This window comes from Virgibacillus chiguensis, from assembly GCF_900129865.1.
GTDB lineage: Bacteria > Bacillota > Bacilli > Bacillales > Amphibacillaceae > Virgibacillus > Virgibacillus chiguensis.
Genome location: NZ_FQXD01000005.1, coordinates 223,227 through 239,881 on the forward strand (window position 1 = coordinate 223,227; position 16,655 = coordinate 239,881).

General features: G+C 38.3%; 15 protein-coding genes, 1 riboswitch and 1 other annotated feature. Of the genes, 6 read left to right on the forward strand and 9 right to left on the reverse strand.

Features of this window, described 5'->3' with window-relative positions; translation table 11 throughout:
- Positions 1–291: 291 nt before the first annotated feature.
- Together BUB45_RS07960 and thrS are read left to right on the forward strand one after the other, a co-directional pair.
- The gene (locus tag BUB45_RS07960) at positions 292–1,020 is read left to right on the forward strand and encodes a hypothetical protein (RefSeq protein WP_073007078.1); all 729 of its coding nucleotides are present in this window, start codon (positions 292–294) and stop codon (positions 1,018–1,020) included.
- A gap of 236 nt (positions 1,021–1,256) precedes the next feature.
- Positions 1,257–1,480: a binding site (T-box leader), on the forward strand.
- A 313-nt stretch (positions 1,481–1,793) separates the two neighbouring features.
- Positions 1,794–3,710 (forward strand): threonine--tRNA ligase, encoded by a 1,917-nt coding sequence (gene thrS, locus BUB45_RS07965; protein WP_073007204.1) that lies wholly within the window; start codon positions 1,794–1,796, stop codon positions 3,708–3,710.
- Positions 3,711–4,057: 347 nt separating this feature from the next.
- On the opposite strand, the gene BUB45_RS07970 is transcribed toward thrS, so the two are convergent.
- From BUB45_RS07970 to BUB45_RS07990, 5 genes are all read right to left on the reverse strand, one after another.
- Positions 4,058–5,608: a polyamine aminopropyltransferase gene (locus BUB45_RS07970; protein WP_244527688.1), complete on the reverse strand. Its 1,551-nt coding sequence runs from the start codon at positions 5,606–5,608 to the stop codon at positions 4,058–4,060.
- 169 nt (positions 5,609–5,777) lie between these two features.
- Positions 5,778–6,173, reverse strand: coding sequence for a DUF350 domain-containing protein (locus tag BUB45_RS07975; protein ID WP_073007081.1), 396 nt, complete (start codon positions 6,171–6,173; stop codon positions 5,778–5,780).
- Between the two features lie 302 nt (positions 6,174–6,475).
- Positions 6,476–7,075 (reverse strand): DUF4247 domain-containing protein, encoded by a 600-nt coding sequence (locus BUB45_RS07980; RefSeq protein ID WP_084723576.1) that lies wholly within the window; start codon positions 7,073–7,075, stop codon positions 6,476–6,478.
- 139 nt (positions 7,076–7,214) lie between these two features.
- Positions 7,215–7,883: a PspA/IM30 family protein gene (locus BUB45_RS07985; RefSeq protein WP_073007083.1), complete on the reverse strand. Its 669-nt coding sequence runs from the start codon at positions 7,881–7,883 to the stop codon at positions 7,215–7,217.
- Positions 7,884–7,915: 32 nt separating this feature from the next.
- Positions 7,916–8,425: a DUF4178 domain-containing protein gene (locus BUB45_RS07990; RefSeq protein WP_073007084.1), complete on the reverse strand. Its 510-nt coding sequence runs from the start codon at positions 8,423–8,425 to the stop codon at positions 7,916–7,918.
- 287 nt (positions 8,426–8,712) lie between these two features.
- On the opposite strand from BUB45_RS07990, the gene BUB45_RS07995 reads away from it, so the two are divergent.
- Positions 8,713–9,357, forward strand: a complete 645-nt coding sequence (locus BUB45_RS07995) for a pentapeptide repeat-containing protein (protein WP_073007086.1) — start codon at positions 8,713–8,715, stop codon at positions 9,355–9,357.
- A gap of 22 nt (positions 9,358–9,379) precedes the next feature.
- On the forward strand, positions 9,380–9,691 hold the full coding sequence (locus BUB45_RS08000; protein ID WP_073007210.1) for a CHY zinc finger protein: 312 nt from the start codon (positions 9,380–9,382) through the stop codon (positions 9,689–9,691).
- A 226-nt stretch (positions 9,692–9,917) separates the two neighbouring features.
- Here BUB45_RS08000 and BUB45_RS08005 read toward each other — a convergent pair whose 3' ends face one another.
- The 4 genes from BUB45_RS08005 to BUB45_RS08020 are packed head-to-tail and all read right to left on the reverse strand — an operon-like array spanning position 9,918 to position 13,524.
- Positions 9,918–10,703, reverse strand: coding sequence for an energy-coupling factor transporter transmembrane component T family protein (locus BUB45_RS08005; RefSeq protein WP_073007088.1), 786 nt, complete (start codon positions 10,701–10,703; stop codon positions 9,918–9,920).
- The gene (locus tag BUB45_RS08010) at positions 10,684–12,336 is read right to left on the reverse strand and encodes an ABC transporter ATP-binding protein (RefSeq protein ID WP_073007090.1); all 1,653 of its coding nucleotides are present in this window, start codon (positions 12,334–12,336) and stop codon (positions 10,684–10,686) included. The genes BUB45_RS08005 and BUB45_RS08010 overlap by 20 nt, the downstream gene beginning before the upstream one ends.
- Positions 12,333–12,914 (reverse strand): ECF transporter S component, encoded by a 582-nt coding sequence (locus BUB45_RS08015; RefSeq protein ID WP_073007092.1) that lies wholly within the window; start codon positions 12,912–12,914, stop codon positions 12,333–12,335. The genes BUB45_RS08010 and BUB45_RS08015 overlap by 4 nt, the downstream gene beginning before the upstream one ends.
- The gene (locus tag BUB45_RS08020; RefSeq protein WP_073007094.1) at positions 12,907–13,524 is read right to left on the reverse strand and encodes a YkoF family thiamine/hydroxymethylpyrimidine-binding protein; all 618 of its coding nucleotides are present in this window, start codon (positions 13,522–13,524) and stop codon (positions 12,907–12,909) included. Before BUB45_RS08020 ends, BUB45_RS08015 begins: the two co-directional genes overlap by 8 nt.
- 424 nt (positions 13,525–13,948) lie before the next feature.
- Positions 13,949–14,051, reverse strand: a riboswitch (TPP riboswitch).
- A 366-nt stretch (positions 14,052–14,417) separates the two neighbouring features.
- Between BUB45_RS08020 and lhgO the strand changes: the two genes are divergently transcribed.
- Complete coding sequence (gene lhgO / locus BUB45_RS08025; RefSeq protein ID WP_073007096.1) at positions 14,418–15,605, forward strand: L-2-hydroxyglutarate oxidase; 1,188 nt, start codon at positions 14,418–14,420, stop codon at positions 15,603–15,605.
- 85 nt (positions 15,606–15,690) lie between these two features.
- The gene (locus BUB45_RS08030) at positions 15,691–16,404 is read left to right on the forward strand and encodes a response regulator (protein ID WP_073007098.1); all 714 of its coding nucleotides are present in this window, start codon (positions 15,691–15,693) and stop codon (positions 16,402–16,404) included.
- Positions 16,405–16,655: the final 251 nt, after the last annotated feature.

Consider the following 16,655-nt stretch of genomic DNA (forward strand, 5'->3'; position numbering starts at 1 on the left):
GAAGAAAAGCGCTCGCTCGCGTCCGGTAATCGCTCATGAACGAAGAAAAGCGCTCACTCGCGTCCGAAAATCGCTAATCCCCGTACAGAAAGTCTCAACTTCACAGGCTTAGTCTATACATGCTTACATCGTATTCTTGAAAAAGATTTGCAAAATGTTCGTCGAAAGCTTATTTATAACCCAATGTCTACTAGATGATTAACCCTAATGTCCAATCACTCCGTATGTCCCGTTAATAGTATAATCTTGTAAAGAATAAAATATTTGCCTTAAGAAAGGAGGAAGGATGTAATGTCCTCTAAAAAACGTTTCGGTAGTGTTGTAATGACTGGTAACCAATGCAAAAAACAAAATCTTAATAAAAAGCATGATTGCTATAAAGATGATTTTAAACAGGATTGTTGCAAACAAGCAAGTTGTAATTGTAATTTTAAAAAGCAAGAACTAAAAGCAACAAAGCTAGATAGCGATTGTTTTCTAGTCAATTCTTTGGTCGGTACGAAAACCGTTCAAAAGGTAGCGGAAACATCTCTACCACTCACCTTGTTTGAAGGAGTAAGTACGACAAATATTCTTTCTATAAATGTTGTACCTAATTTAAATGCAATCACACAAAATGTTACAGTAATTAAAGATAAAGTCGTTAATATAGGCATAGTACCTGCAGATATTAGTATAACAACGACAGACGGGGATGTAGTTGGTATTATTGGCGGCGTAGTAAACATTCCATTTCAAGCGCATACCGATTTTCCAGGCGCTTGTCCGGAAGATATGGTACAGGAAACGCCATTAGAAATTGAAGGAATTTTCATTCAAGAAGGTATATCATTGGTTGCTTCAACTGGTCAGACACTCGTTGCTGGCATTTTAGTGAAAATTATATTACGCACTACTATTACAGTTACCCGCCCAGTGATTAAGGATGCTAAAGGCAATTTTTGTGATCTAAATCCGGATCGTTGTAAAACAACAGGCACTCTACCATCATTTACTTTTCCGCCACCAGGTAATGGGTAACTAAAGTAGGCGATAAAATAAATCTTACCGTTGAATCGGCACACTTCCTAAAAGTGTTGCCGATTTGTGTTAAGACGTTATTTAAAAGTGCATACTTAACCGACCACTGGAGCAAGAAAATCACCTATAACGTCTTTTCAACTTATTATTTTTCGAGCCTTATTAATGTAATTTTCCAACATCGCCTATTGCATTATTTTACATTTTGGTGTAGCATTATTAAAAATTAACTGATCATAAAAGCAATGAAGAGGATACGCATTATTTTTACAGCTAGCAGAGAGGGAAGAGTAGGTGAGAGCTTCCTAGACATGGAAAATAGTGTACCACCTCATGAGCTGTGTTGGGGAAATACGAGTAACCAACGCCGTATTGCTACGTTACAGCAGATGGAGTCAAGCATTACCGGTCGATGCTTGGGAAATTAGGTGGAACCACGGATAACACATTCGTCCTTATGTAGAGGATGCGTGTGTTTTTTATTTGCGCTTTGTGGTTTACTGCACAAGAAATATTGCCATAACGGGGTGAAAAAAATAGAGTTAATCTTTGTCCCACTATAGGAAAGTATAAAAGTCTTAAGGGTTATAGTATAAGGAAAAACTTGGCGACAAGCCAAGTTTTTCTAAAAGCAAGATAAATCTAATCACAATGCTAATCTTGAAGTTAATTAAGCTGGTATATAAGTGAAAAGCACTTATATATCACTTATATAGATGCCCACATAAGGGTTTAATTTAAAAATGTTTATCCATTCAAGGAGGTTTATAATGATGAAATCCCCTATTCAAGTACAATTAAAAGATGGGAAAGTAAGAGCATGTACACAAGGTATTACTGTGAAGGAGGTTGCTACATCGATTGGTTCCAGTTTAGGTAAAAGGACAATTGGAGCTAAAGTAAATGGAATGATGGTAGATGTTAGCTATGAATTGATGAACGATGCTACCGTTGAATTTTATACGTTGGAAACAAAAGAGGGTGTTGAGGTATTACGACACACTACGGCACATGTGCTAGCACAAGCGGTGAAAAGATTGTATCCAAACGTAAAGCTCGGCATTGGACCGGTGGTTGAGCACGGTTTTTATTATGATTTTAAGTTAGAAGAGACGTGGAACGAAAATGATTTACTACGAATTGAAGGGGAAATGCGTTCAATTATACATGAAAATTTACCAATAGAAAAAGAAAGAATAACTTATGAGGAGGCAGTGGTTCTATTTACAAAGCGAAATGAACCATTAAAGTTGGAGCTTTTAGAAGATATCCCTGAACATGAAGCGCTCACCATTTACCGTCAGGGAGAGTTTGTTGATCTTTGCCGTGGTCCTCATCTGCCAAGTACAGGATATATAAAGGCATTTCAACTATCACATGTTTCTGGAGCATACTGGCGTGGCGATAATAATCAAAAGATGCTTCAGCGAATATATGGTTATGCATTTACGAAGCAAAGTCAATTAAAAGCACATCTTGCCTTTTTAGAGGAGGCTAGGAAACGGGATCATCGTAAATTAGGCAAACAATTACAGTTGTTTATGTTTTCCGATGAAGCGCCTGGAATGCCATTTTATTTACCTAAGGGACAAATCATTCGCAATGAATTAGAAAATTTCTCTCGAGAGGTGCAGTCACAAGCGAATTATGATGAGGTACGGACACCATTAATGATGAACCAGCGTTTGTGGGAACAGTCTGGACACTGGGATCATTATCATGAAAATATGTATTTTACGGAAGTGGATAAGACGAAGTTTGCGATGAAGCCAATGAATTGTCCTGGCCATATGTTACTGTACAAGAATAATCTATATTCTTATCGAGACTTACCAATACGGATTTCCGAATTTGGTCAAGTACATCGTCATGAATACAGTGGAGCTTTAAATGGGATGCTTCGGGTTCGTACTTTCTGTCAAGATGATGCGCATATTTTTGTTAGAAAAGACCAAATAGAAGCGGAAATTGCGCAAGTGTTTCAGTTGATTGATCAGGTTTATCAAACATTTGGTTTCACATATGATGTCGAGCTTTCTACCCGTCCAGAAAAGTCAATGGGGGAGGATCATCTATGGCAGTCCTCTGAACAAGCATTGCAAAATGTATTACAAGAATTAGAGGCTCCTTATCAGTTAAATGAAGGAGATGGCGCATTTTACGGACCTAAAATTGATTTTCATATTAAAGATGCACTTGGTCGCAGTCACCAATGTGCGACAATCCAACTCGATTTTCAAATGCCAGAGAACTTTGATCTATCCTATATTGATGCACATAATGAAAAAGTACGTCCTGTCGTGATTCATCGTGCTATTTATGGTTCCCTCGATCGCTTTTTTGGCATTTTAGTGGAACATTTTGCGGGAGCGTTTCCAGTCTGGTTAGCGCCAGTTCAAGTGCAAATTATTCCTGTTTCCAAAGTGCATGAAGCCTATTGCAAGTCCGTAGCCTTCAAATTGAAGCAACAGGGTATTAGAGTAGAGATAGATAATCGGGATGAAAAGTTAGGATATAAAATAAGAGAAGCGCAAATGCAAAAGGTGCCATATACGCTTGTGTTAGGCGATGATGAAGTAGAAAAAGGGAGTGTAAACGTTCGAAAGTATGGCAGTAAAGCTTCCGAAAGTGAACCGTTAGATAGCTTTTTAGCTCGGATCAAACAACAGGTAGAGAAGAGATCGTTATAATGAAGTATACTGCTGAAAGGCTACGCTGTTTGCACTATAGGAAAGATAAAAGTTTAAAGGTTTATAGTATAAGAAAGCATAAAATTTGATGCTATGACGTAACCAAACAACCGAATGGGCCGCGCCCGGCTCCAGCGCTCAGCAACTAGGCGACTTCACTCCATTGCTAACCGGGCGCCCCGAGCCTTTGTTCTTTTTGAATCCATGATTCCGCATGTTCCCAGCATACGTTGGCCTAGAGTGCAAAAAAGAAAAACGAGCAACGGTCTATAAGTAGAAAAAACCGTAACTGTAACCGAAAAAATCACAAAACAAACGAGCAGTTTTTACAAAGAACTGCTCGTTTGTTAATAATTTTGCCATGCTTTTTCATATTTTTCGATGAGGGTAGGGCGGATTAATGTATTAACGTCTAACGAAATGTTATTTCCTTTTTCATCAACGATCTGTGCATCAATATCCTTCCCAAATGTAGTTAAACCAGCGAGAACATCAGGAGTTAGAAAATTCGTATCAACAGGAATTTCTACTTCATCAATTGTGAATTTTTCTCTTTTTGCTAGGACAAACCCCCAATCACCGAAGCTAGGAACGTCGACATGGAGATTGTCTGTGTACAGATCAGCTGCTTGGATCGTTTTGTCAATCGACCAATACACTTCCGTTGCAAAGGTTGGGCTAGTAGCTTGCACCATGATCGCTCCACCTGGCCGTAAATGATTGCGAAGCAGCTGATAAAATTCAAGGGTGTACAACTTATTGAGCGATTCATTGTTTGGATCAGGCATATCGACAAGAATGACATCGTACAAATCCTTATGCTCTTGCAAGTATCTAAAAGCATCAGCGTTAACGGTTTGCACACGATCGTCGGCAAACGCGTTATCGTTCAGTTCGGTTATTTCATGGTTCTCTTTGCCAAGCTTTGTTACACTAGGATCGAGGTCGACAAGTGTCATCGATTTGACAGCGTCGTATTTTTGAATTTCGCGCAAAGCGAGTCCATCCCCTCCGCCTAAAACGAGGACATTGTCAATCGATGAAGCTGCTGCCATTGTTGGGTGCACAAGTACTTCATGGTAACGATATTCGTCTTCTGAGCTGAATTGCAATTGTCCATCAAGAAATAATCGTAAATCGCCTTGTTCTTTCGTTAAAATAACTTGCTGGTAGCTACTTTGCTCGTTATATATAATAGGATCATTGTATAGCTTTTGTTCAAATAAGAAAGCTGTTTTTTCGCCAAATAATACGCCCATAACTAAAACGAGGAAAATGCATATTCCCGCAATAAAATGACGCTTAAATGTTTTTATTTCTGCTTTAAAATAGACTAAAATCCATAAAGCAACGATGACATTAATGAGCGCTACAATAAAGGCTGTTTTCACAAGTCCAAATTGTGGTCTAAATAAGTAGACAAACAATAAGCCTCCGATTAAACCACCAGCATAGTCAGAGAAAAGGACACGTGCCGTACTCTTTTGTAGTGTAACGCCAATGTCGTTTGCTTTGCGAATTAAAATAGGAAGTTCGACTCCCGTTAATGCACCAACGACTAATGTTATAAAGTAGAGAAAGAAAGCGTCCATTCCTGAGCTTAAGAATGCAGTAACGCCAAATAAGATAAAAGTGGAGAACCCACCGATAATGCCAATGGTATATTCAATCCATACAAACGAGAGGACTAAGTTTTTGGTGACACGTTCACTAAGGGAGGCACCAATACCCATTCCAGTTAAGAACAAGGAAATGGTTAGCGTATATTGTTTTACGCCATCACCTAAAAGATAGGAACCTGCCGCCCCGAATAAAACTTCAAAAATAATGCCGCATATGGATACGATACCAGATGCCCAATAGATTGCTTTGCTTTGTTTTATGCTTAACTGATTCACGGTAAGTCTCCTCATAATAACAACTTTTTACTCATATCAAATGAAATCGTCTTTTCTTAGTTTAAAAGAAAAGGCAATCGACTACAATAAGTCGATTGCAATGAAAAAACGCAACTTGATATTAAAAAATCAATAGCAAGTCAGCCTTCTATAAAGCGGGCTACATATCTTATGTAATCGATGCGCCAATTACAAATCCAAGACCGATGGAAACAGACATGCTAATAATTCCTACCGCAATATTTCCCTTTTGTAGCTGTTCTTCCACAGAGAATGTACGTGTAAATAACTGAAATAATAAGTACGCAATCATTTGTAGAACGATCCCAACGCCGCCCCAAATCAATGTTTCAACAATATCGGCGCTGTTATAAATGGAGAATGCTAGCACAATACAAATCCCGACAATCTTACCACCGATGGATAATGCAACGGCATGATTTCCTTTTAGAACCTCATCCCAGTCTTTATATTTTTGTGTAAGTAATTCAAAAATAACTAAGCCAACAAGAACAATGGCAATGGAAACGAAAAAGTATATTAACGTAGATACAAATGGCTCCATGATGTTCATCCTTTCTTTACTTATACTCTCCTGAGAGTATAAAGTTTTATAGTTTTATAAGAAAACGTGTTTCTTTCTAGGCTTTATTCTAATGGTAGTAAAGTGGAAAGTAATAGAGCGTTAAAATGAATAGTGTTTAACACATGAGTGGCTTTAAAAAGCCGTCATCGTACTTTCATTGTACTATAGGAAAGTTTAAGGGTTATAGTATAAGAAAAACGATGCCATTCGCCATAAGACTTGGCGACAAGCCAAGCTTTTCTAATGTGCGATAGGCTAGATGCTGTTATATAGCGCATTGTTTACTTACCAGCCCCTGGACCTCCGCCGCGAACAGATGAAGAGCGGATGGATTTAGAATCACTTGATTTCTTGTAGGTGCCGCCAGAGGAATGGTAGCCTCCATAACAGTCTCCAGAATTTTTACATTTGCTTTGGCGTTTCTTTCCCCAATCATCAACGTCTAAAACTTCATCTAATAACCAAAGGGCAAAAAGTCCATTAAAAAAGCTAGGGTTGTAATTATCTCGTACAAATTGTTGTTCTGCAATTTCAACAGTAGAATTATCTGGGTCTTCTTCGTCTTCTGTGACGATGACAAACAAGTTATCGTATATAAGTGCTTGTTTGTTATCGCTTCTTTCACTTACCTTTTCAGGTTCTTCATGCTCCCGTAGTTCGTCAACGACACTATCAATGTCTTTGTTTTCAGCTATGTATATTTCCGAAATGTCAGAGGAGTCCTCCTGGCTTGCTATGACATCTTGAAAGGTATAATTTTCATCAATAAATGCTGCAATATCATGCTCAAATAACGTTCCCTCGGAAGTACTAGCTTGGCTGCCACATGCAGCTAAGAAGAGCAGTGAAGATAGCAAGATAAAGAAAAGTGATCGTTTCATATTCTCACCTTCTTCTTTTGAGAATCTAAGTAAGGAATGGCGCTCAAGAAGCACTGTCCCTGAGCGCCTATCTTATCTTATTCGTTCCTGTTATATAGAATGTGTGTGAATGTAAATGTTACCTTATTTCTTTCACCAATTATTCTTTGTTAAGCTTTTTCTTAAGGGCAGCTAGTTCATCATCAACGTCGCTTTTCTCTAACTCTTCAAACTCGTCGTCAAGGCTACGACTGGAGCTTTGCATATCTTCGCTTGTTTCTGCTTCCGCTTCGAATTTTAGAACTTTCTCTTCCATACGCTCAAAGCCTTGTTTGGATTCGTCACTACCAATACCTGATAACGTACGATTCATTTTTGTTCTTGTTTTTGCCGATTCAGCACGAGCTTTCAAGGAATCTTTTTTCAATTTCATTTCTTGATATTCGGCTTTCATTTCATCTAGCTTCTGGCGTAATGTAGTAGAATCTTGTTTCGCACGTTCGTATGATTCTTTTAAGGAATCAGCTGTTTGTTGATGCAGTTTTTTATCTTCTAGCGCGCGTTTAGCAAGGTCGTCATTTCCTGCTTCAACAGCTTTCATCGCTTGGTCTTCACGTTTTTCTACCATTTTCTTCGCATCTTCATATTTTCGCTGCATCATTTTTTCATTCGCAATTTGTTTCGCAACGGCTGATTCAGCCTCGCGAATGTCTTCTTCCATATCGCGCATAAATTGATCTAGCATCTTAACAGGATCTTCGGCTTTATCCAAAGCTGCATTCAATTCAGATTCTACAACAGTTTTCATACGTTTAAAAAATTTAAACATACTTCATTCCTCCATTTATTTAATAATATTTTTTAACTACTAGCAATAATTTTTAACTCATACTCTTCAATTTCATACCCAATGCTCGCCTCAATTTCATTGCCCCATTTTTCTAAAGAAAGTGACTTTTCGTCGGAGTCATCATAGAAATCGTAATATTCACAAGTTAATCCAGTTAAGTTCTCACTACGACCAGTTCCTACTACGCGAGCTTTTCCTGATTCATCCAAGTAAAACGTAGTCCCTTCGTAGGATATTTCTTTAGGGATTGGTTCTTGAACGGGGAGTTTAATTTTTTCGTATATACCAAGATTCAATTCGTCATCCATTTCTACACTTAACCACAATGTTTTATCCGTACCTTGTAATTGATAGGCATACCACTTGAAACCATGGTCGTCGTAGCTGATTTTTCCTACAACTGTATAGTCTTCCAGATCAAATGTAACAATATCATTTATTTGCAAATTAAACATTGTTCTTTGCTCAACAGGTTTATCTGTTTCTTTTTTATTGCCGAATAAACGCCCAAATATACTCATGTGCTCACCTCAACTTTTCTTAGCGTATCTTCATTATACTAGTACGAATAAAAAATGTATAAGTTTCACGTTTAAAAAAATTTATTTTTTTAAATTAAAAACAGCACCGATAAGTATGTGGGAACAAAGTGTAGTTGCTGTCTGTTGAATTCTATTAGGAACATAGTAAAGTTATGATAAAATAAACCTATAGTAAAGAGGTATATGGTCTAGGATGAGTGTCAATAAATTAATATGAAAGTTTAAAAAATAATGAAGGAAAAACATCATATCGGAGGTGACTGCAGTTGAAACCCAAACAACGCCTTATTCAAAAGCCAGACTTACCAGAAGAACTATTAATAAGGAGCTTGAACGAACTTACTGACAATAGCTTTATTGAAATGGCTAAATATGATCATACTTCTAGCTCATTTACTGCATCGCATGTGGGATTTGAGGATGTTTTTTTTACAAATGTAAACATGCCTCAATCGAAATTCCCTTTTTCATCTTGGACGAATGTGCTTTTTGATACATGTGATTTGTCGCAAATAGATTTTCAAGGGGCTCGTTTTCGTCGTGTTGAATTTCGCAATTGCAAATTAGCTGGTGTGAATTTTAGTCAAACAGATATGCAAGATGTACGATTTATAGCATGTGAAGCACCTTATACGTTGTTTGAAAATGCTATTTTACGTGATGGTGAACTAGTAGACTGCCTTTTAAAAGGCAGTCAGTTTATCGATACGAAACTTGACTATGTACAGTTAGACAATGTCGTGTTGGATGATGTGTCTTTTAATTTTACTTCTTTAAAAGGAGTGGATCTTAGTAAATGCTCTTATACAAATATTCATCTATCGGAAAAGGAATTACGTGGTGCAATTATATCTCCAGAGCAAGCGATCTCTTTCATTCAATTATTTGGCGTGTCTGTTAAGCAAAAATAAGGTGGAGAAAGTGGAGGATCGTATGTTACCTGTTTTTGGACAATTCGTGGATGGAGAAACGCGATGTGTGCATTATCATTCAAACAAAGATATTATTGCGATTAAATTTAAGTGCTGTCAAAAATATTATTCTTGCTATAAATGCCATCTAGAAGCGGAAAACCATGAAATAAAAGTATGGCCCAAACATCAATTTGATCAGAAAGCTATCTTATGTGGCGTTTGCAAAACAGAATTTACTATAGAGCAATACTTGCAGATGAAACAATGCAAAAACTGTGGCTCGCTATTTAATGAAGGTTGCAGCTTACATCACCATTTATATTTTGCTTAGAAAATCTTTCTACGATGCGATTTTGGTGTAATACTTCGGGAATAATGGTTCAACTATTTGCTTTAAACCACTATGTTTAAAAAGCACTTGTAGGCGGATTGATAAAAGACTTGGCAAAGCCAAGCCAAGCCTTTCTTACGTGTAATGCTTTTGATTGGTGTAAACGAATAAGAAGTAAAGACATTTGAAAGGTTGCAAGCCTTGTGAAAGAGTAACCTGCTACATATCAAAATTGCCCTTTGTACCAACTGAAATACCCTAATTTTATTGAAATAGCTACAATAATGATGAGTAGCATAATCATACTACTTAAAAATAGCCAATCGATAAAAGTAACGCGGAACTGGCGGTAAAAAATACGCGCCTTTTCTCCGCTGAATCCCTTTGATTCCATTGCAACAGCGGTTCGTTCTGCTTTACGAATGGCTCCGGCAAGTAATGGTATTGCATACCGTTTGTATTGCTGTATGGACTCCTTTATCCCCGATGCTCGACGGACACCTCTTACTTGATGAGCTGCGCGTATTTGCTGCAACTCTTCACGCATTAAAGGAAGGAATCGGTATCCTGCTAGTATGCCGTAAGCAAGTTTAGGTGGTAATTTACATTGTTGCATTAAGCTAAGAATAAAATGAACCATATTTGTAGTGAAAATGAACATAAATGATAAGGCGGCAAATGTTAGCATACGTAAAGTTAAAGATAAGGCGACGGTGACATTTTCTTTTGGCAATTCCCAAAAGAGAAACTGTGTCGTCACCTCAGGGTTCGTTGGCTCATCTGCAAAGGCGATCGATGTCCAAAGCATCCCAATGGATAAAAGGCAAATGATAAGATAATAACCGATATATAGCTTCCAATTCACTTTTCCAAACAAAAAGGTGAACAGAATAACTACGATACCATAAATAAGTGGCGTGAATGGATCAAATACAAAGGTTAAAAGACAAACAGCGATTACCACGGCAATTGCTTTTATACTAGGGTTTAAATTATTTAGTAATGCAGACATGAGAACCCTCCATATGCCGTTTTAATTTGATTCGTGTAGGGTAATCTAAATTCCATTTACTTAAGTGTGGCCGCTCCCACAGTTGCGTAGGCGTTTCATCTGCTACGATTTCCCCGTTTTTTAATACGACAACCCGATTGGCATATTTGTCGACAAGGTCCATATCATGCGTAACCATGATAATGGTCGTCCCATTTTTATAGCGGGCTGCTAATAAATGCATCAGTTCACGTGTAGATGCAGCATCTTGTCCAAATGTTGGCTCATCTAAAAATAAAATGTTTTGCTCATCTACGATCATGGTAGCAACACTTAGACGACGTTTTTGGCCTTGGCTTAGTGTATAGGGATGTCTATTTTCCATCCCTTGTAGCTGACAACTTGCTAATGTTTGATGCACTTTTTCTTGAACTGTTGCTTCAGGATATGCTCTTAAACGTAACGTATATGCAATTTCATCAAAAACACGGTCAGTGATAAATTGGTGTTCGGGATTTTGAAATACGTAGCCAATTTGTTGCCGTAATTCTTTTTGCTTCCATTGATTAATGGACCGATTGTTTACATATATATTTCCTGCTGAAGGGAACTCTATCCCTGCTAACAAACGAGTGAGTGATGTTTTCCCGCTTCCATTTGCCCCTGTAACCGCAATAAAGGATGGACCTGCCCAAGAGAAAGTAATGTCACGTAGAATTTTTTGTTTCTTTTTCGAAAGCTTTACGTTGTGAACTTCTATGATAGGTTCCAATGCGCAGCTTTTTTTGGCAGTTGTTTCTAAAAACGTTTGATCCAAATAGGACATATGCGTTGTAAAATCTTCGTAAGTGAAAGGGATTTTTGAAAAAGCTGCTTGATTATTGTCACAAGCTTGTAACGCGAGTTCCGTAATAGACGGAAGTGCAATGCCTTCTAATTGAAAAAGGTCCGCATGTTTTGTAATCGCTTCTGTTAAAGAACCATCAAATACACCATGTCCTGCTTTGGATAAAATAAAGGCTCTCTCTATAAAAGAGACCCACCCGTCCAATTGATGTTCAATAACAATGAGCCCAATTTTTTTATCTTCCTGAATATGTTTCATCGTTTGAATGAATGCCTGTTTTGCTAGTGGATCTAAATTAGCAGTTGGCTCGTCTAAAATTACAAAGTCGGGTTCAAGTGCTAGGATACACGCTAGCGCGAGCTTTTGCTTTTGTCCTCCAGATAGAGAATGAATGTTTGCTTCTTTATAAGCGGTTAAGCCTACCATCTGCAATACTCCGTCTATCTTTGTGGCAATTTTATCTCTCGGTGTGCCGATGTTCTCCAATCCAAAAGCGATCTCATCTTCTACCGTCAACATACAAAATTGACTTTCAGGATCTTGGAAGACGACACCGACATGTTTACTCATTTCTCCAGGTTTTGTATCTTGAATCGAAGTCCCAAAGATATGGATATCTCCTGCTATTTCCCCATCAAGTTCGCGAGGGTAAATCCCGTTTAAGCAACAAGTTAGTGTGCTTTTTCCACTGCCACTTGGTCCCAGTAGAAGCATCGTTTCGCCAGAACGCAAATCAAAGGATAGCTTGTTGATAGTAGGGTGTTCATGCTCGTTAAACCAAAGCGTGAGTTCGCGTACTTGAATCATGATACAGACCTCGCTTTATTTATTTGCTTTCCAAGGGCAAAACTAGATAATACACCTGTCTTAGCTAGTGCGTCACTAATTGCTTTTCCGAGTACACCGGAAATAATTGCGCCACTAATTATTCTAACAATGAGCATGCTAATTACATAAGGTGTGCTTAAAGCAGCATATCCGCCACGAAAATAGCCCCAAACAAAACTAAAAATCGCTGCCCCAACTCCTGCTAGCATTAATACCCATAAGGAATAGCGTTTATATCTTGTCGCAGCAAAAGCAGCCTCTGCGCCAAGTCCTTGGATCATTCCAGTAATAATAATGATTGGCCCCATCGCATTGCCTAAGAGCATTTCAACCGTAGCGGCAATTGTTTCGGATAGAAAAGCCGCTCCTGGTTTACGTAATATATAGGCCGCAATAATGGATACGATAAACCAAATTCCAAAAATAAAGTCATAACCAATGGGGCCCATAAATGATACAAGTAGCTTTCCTACTGGGAGGAAAGCTAAATAGACAATCCCAAATACGACCGATAAAACAGCCATAACAATAATTTCTTTTAAACGCCAGTTAGTCATCACTGTTCACATCCTTTTTAGAAGGACTGTTAGCTGATATTGTAGTCGTCATAACGGTGTGAGAAGAACCATTATGTTCCATGTGGACAAAGACTTGTTCCAAGCCATTAAATACATCCTTCCCATCCCCATCTAATCGTGTGGCGTAATGAATGGAGGATACGCGGATGTTTTGCTTTTTCATGGCTTCAATTTGGTCGTAAATGAGATTCATATAGTCGCCGCCACCTAATGGATAGAGAGAAAACTTTCCAGCTACCTCTTGTTTGATCTTCTTGCTCTCTGCCTCGTTTAACCGTCGATCATCTTCAGCTAAAAATACATCCCCATCAGAATCTCCTGGACAACCGATAGAATAGGTACCACTAAATACGACATGGTAACCTGTTTGTGCGGCATGAAGAAATAAAGCTTTTGTGACATCAAATACATGGGTGATTTTCCCTCTCACACATGTACCGACGTCCGTTGTTTTCACCCAAACTTTAGATGTGTCTACTTCTTTTAATGCTGTTGTAATAACATCCACAAATTGATCTGTCATCGGATAAATGGCAAAATCACAGCCAGCTATTCTACTGTTGTGGCAAGTATGAAATGGATTATTCAATTTTCTTCCTCCTTCTATGAATCATAGTTTTATAAATGTACCGCGATGAAATTGTGCTACAAGCGCAAAGGAACCCGTTTTGAACTTTTATAAACAAGTTTTCACATAGAACAAAGGCTCGGTGTGCCCGGTTAGCAACGTAGCGAGTGGAACGAATCAACGAAAGTTTTAGGAATCATGCTCCTGCAACAGGAGTATGCCGGCGCCCTTCGACAAGCCCGTCTTTCGTCGGCCTTCCTAATTAGAACTATCGTAAGGCAATGGAGTGAAGTCGCCTAGTTGCTGGGCGCTTGCGCCGGACGTGGCTAAATAACTTAGTTAGTTTATCCACAGCTGCAAAATTTTATAATTTCCTAGACCACAAAAAAGACTGCATTCGTGAAGAAGGCAGTCTTTACCAAATAGACTATGTATGTTGTACTCTCTGGTTTTGACTGCACTTCCCCACGCTAGTATTATCCAGATCGGGTAATAAGGGTCAGAAATTATCCTCTCAGCCATCTAAAATAGCTCCCCTAGTGCAAATAGTTATGCGGTTTTATAGTTTGTTATAGTGAATTATAGTACAGAACGTCAACGTTCACAACCAATTTGTTTGAAGCTTATAAGTAACTTGCATAGTAAATACCATTTCCTTATCGAAAATAGCAGTCTATCTGTTTTTGTTTAAATTTGGTTGCAAAAGGTGGTCCATTTCATACTAAATAGGTTATGGTGATGCGAAAAACCATGTTGATTGTGAAATTGCACAGCTGTTTTTGCTTTAGCTATGTTTCAAGTTGTTACATTTAGTTTAAAGACTGGTTTAATTCGAAATAATTATTTAATTAAGATAATATGTTGAATATACAGATTGGAGACCTAATTGAAGTAAGGAAAGGGGGAATTCGTGCATGTATGATTACATTATTATTGGTGGAGGTATTGTAGGTTTAGCAACGGCATGGCAGCTGAAAACAAAGCATCCGCATTCATCCATTGCCGTATTGGAGAAAGAAGCAGCCTGGGCAGCTCATCAAACAGGGAGGAACAGTGGGGTCATTCATAGTGGCATTTATTATAAACCTGGTAGCTTAAAGGCCCAATTAGCGGTGAAGGGTAGAAATTCTATGATTGCATTTTGTCAAAAATATGAGGTGAAACATGAAGTTTGTGGCAAAATCATTGTAGCTACAAGAAAGCGAGAACTACCGTTTATGGATCAACTGTATCACCGAGGTTGTAAAAATGGTTTACAAATAACAAAATTACAAAGAGAGGAAGTTATTGATCATGAGCCATATGTTCAAGCAGAAGGAGGCTTGTATATACCGACAACAGGTATTGTGGATTATCAACAGGTGGCTTATAAATTAGTAGAGTTACTCGCAAACCAAGGAGTTGATTTGTTTTTAAATACACAAGCGCATCAAATAAATGAGAAAGGATTTGAAGTAACGATAGATACGAATCATCAATCTTTGATCGCTAGAAAGGTTATCAATTGTGCGGGCTTGCATAGCGACCAATTGGTTAAACAGTCGGGTATTTTAACGGATGTAAAGATTATCCCTTTTCGTGGGGAGTATTTTACATTAAAAGCAACGAAACATTATGTAGTAAAAAATTTGGTCTATCCAGTACCAGACCCAAAGTATCCATTTTTAGGCGTACATTTGACGAGAGGAATTCATGGTGAAGTGCATGCAGGCCCTAATGCAGTATGGAGTCTTAAAAAAGAAGGATACAATAAGTGGGACATAGATAGGAAAGAAGTACTAGCTACGTTGTTATTTCCAGGATTTTGGCGATTAGCAAAGGCAAATATAAAGGTGGGCGCAATGGAAATGTCGCGTTCTTTGTATAAAGCATTATTTGTAAAAAGTTTGCAGCGTTTTATTCCAGAAATCCAAACAGAAGATATGATAAAAGCTCCATCTGGTGTACGCGCACAAGCTATGCTTCGAGATGGAACACTCCTTGATGACTTTTTTATTATACCCGGAAAAAATGTGCTCCACGTTTGCAATGCACCTTCGCCCGCTGCAACAGCTTCGCTAGAGATTGGTAGGATGATAGCTGAACGGGCATCATTATCATAAGTTTTTTTCACTAGGAAAGCTTCATTTTACAATTTTATCACAAGGGGCCGAATACGGGATCAAGTCCGAAGAGAGGGAGATACGAATGTGTAAAAATACAGAGGTAAAAGTTGTTATCATTGAAGATGATCCCATGGTGCAAGAAGTAAACAAAAAGATGGTAGAAAAAGTAAACGGTTTCATTGTTGTCGCTACTGCAAGAGATGGAAAAACAGGTGTCGAGCATTGTCAAATCTATCAGCCCAATCTCGTATTACTCGATATTTATATGCCTGAACAAGATGGAATTCAGACGATAAAGGCGCTTCGACATCACAATATAAATGTGGAAGTAATTGTCATCTCTGCTGCAGAAGATAGGGAAATGGTTCGCAATATGATGCAGCATGGGGCGTTTGATTATCTTATAAAGCCATTTAAGTATAGTCGTTTAGTAGAGGCATTAAACAAGTATCGAGATTATCATCTTCATTTCTATGGCAACGATAGCGTTGACCAAGAAATGATTGACATGTGGATCAATAAGCGGTCAGAAGCAAACTATAAAGCGAATGCGCTTCCAAAAGGATTGAATAAGCAAACATTACAGCAAATTACCAACTTATTAGAACGCAAAAATAGTTCTATTTCAGCTGATGAAGCAGCTTCCTGCATAGGAATTTCCCGAGTTACCGCAAGAAGGTATTTAGATTATTTAGAAAAAGGGGGTGCAGTTGAAATTGTCTTACAGTATGGAACTGTAGGCAGACCTGTAAATCGTTATCAGCTTATGCGTAAAGTGAATAAAAACAGCTCTTAATCCATTATATGTTTCCCCCTCTTTTTTTACACTAAAGGGAGGATAAAAGTTTAAAGGGTTACAGAATAAGAAAAACGATGCCATTCGCCCTAAGACTTGGCAACAATCCAAGTTTTTCTCAAAATAAGAAAGCATAAAATTTGTTGCTTTTGTTGGATACCGATTTAGCAGAATAGCGACGCCCGGCTTCAGCACCCAGCAACTAGGCGACTTCACTCCATTGCCCTAAGCTAAGTCACCAGCGGTTCGTG

Excerpts from the sequence above, each read along its gene's own strand:
- BUB45_RS07975 (WP_073007081.1), bottom strand. The coding sequence starts at position 6,173 with ATGGAGCCATTTGTATCTACGTTAATATACTTTTTCGTTTCCATTGCC.
- BUB45_RS08000 (WP_073007210.1), top strand. The coding sequence starts at position 9,380 with ATGTTACCTGTTTTTGGACAATTCGTGGATGGAGAAACGCGATGTGTG.
- lhgO (WP_073007096.1), top strand. The coding sequence starts at position 14,418 with ATGTATGATTACATTATTATTGGTGGAGGTATTGTAGGTTTAGCAACG.
- BUB45_RS07985 (WP_073007083.1), bottom strand. The coding sequence starts at position 7,883 with ATGTTTAAATTTTTTAAACGTATGAAAACTGTTGTAGAATCTGAATTG.
- BUB45_RS08010 (WP_073007090.1), bottom strand. The coding sequence starts at position 12,336 with ATGATTCAAGTACGCGAACTCACGCTTTGGTTTAACGAGCATGAACAC.
- BUB45_RS07960 (WP_073007078.1), top strand. The coding sequence starts at position 292 with ATGTCCTCTAAAAAACGTTTCGGTAGTGTTGTAATGACTGGTAACCAA.
- BUB45_RS07980 (WP_084723576.1), bottom strand. The coding sequence starts at position 7,075 with ATGAAACGATCACTTTTCTTTATCTTGCTATCTTCACTGCTCTTCTTA.
- BUB45_RS08030 (WP_073007098.1), top strand. The coding sequence starts at position 15,691 with ATGTGTAAAAATACAGAGGTAAAAGTTGTTATCATTGAAGATGATCCC.
- BUB45_RS08005 (WP_073007088.1), bottom strand. The coding sequence starts at position 10,703 with ATGTCTGCATTACTAAATAATTTAAACCCTAGTATAAAAGCAATTGCC.
- thrS (WP_073007204.1), top strand. The coding sequence starts at position 1,794 with ATGAAATCCCCTATTCAAGTACAATTAAAAGATGGGAAAGTAAGAGCA.
- BUB45_RS08015 (WP_073007092.1), bottom strand. The coding sequence starts at position 12,914 with ATGACTAACTGGCGTTTAAAAGAAATTATTGTTATGGCTGTTTTATCG.
- BUB45_RS07990 (WP_073007084.1), bottom strand. The coding sequence starts at position 8,425 with ATGAGTATATTTGGGCGTTTATTCGGCAATAAAAAAGAAACAGATAAA.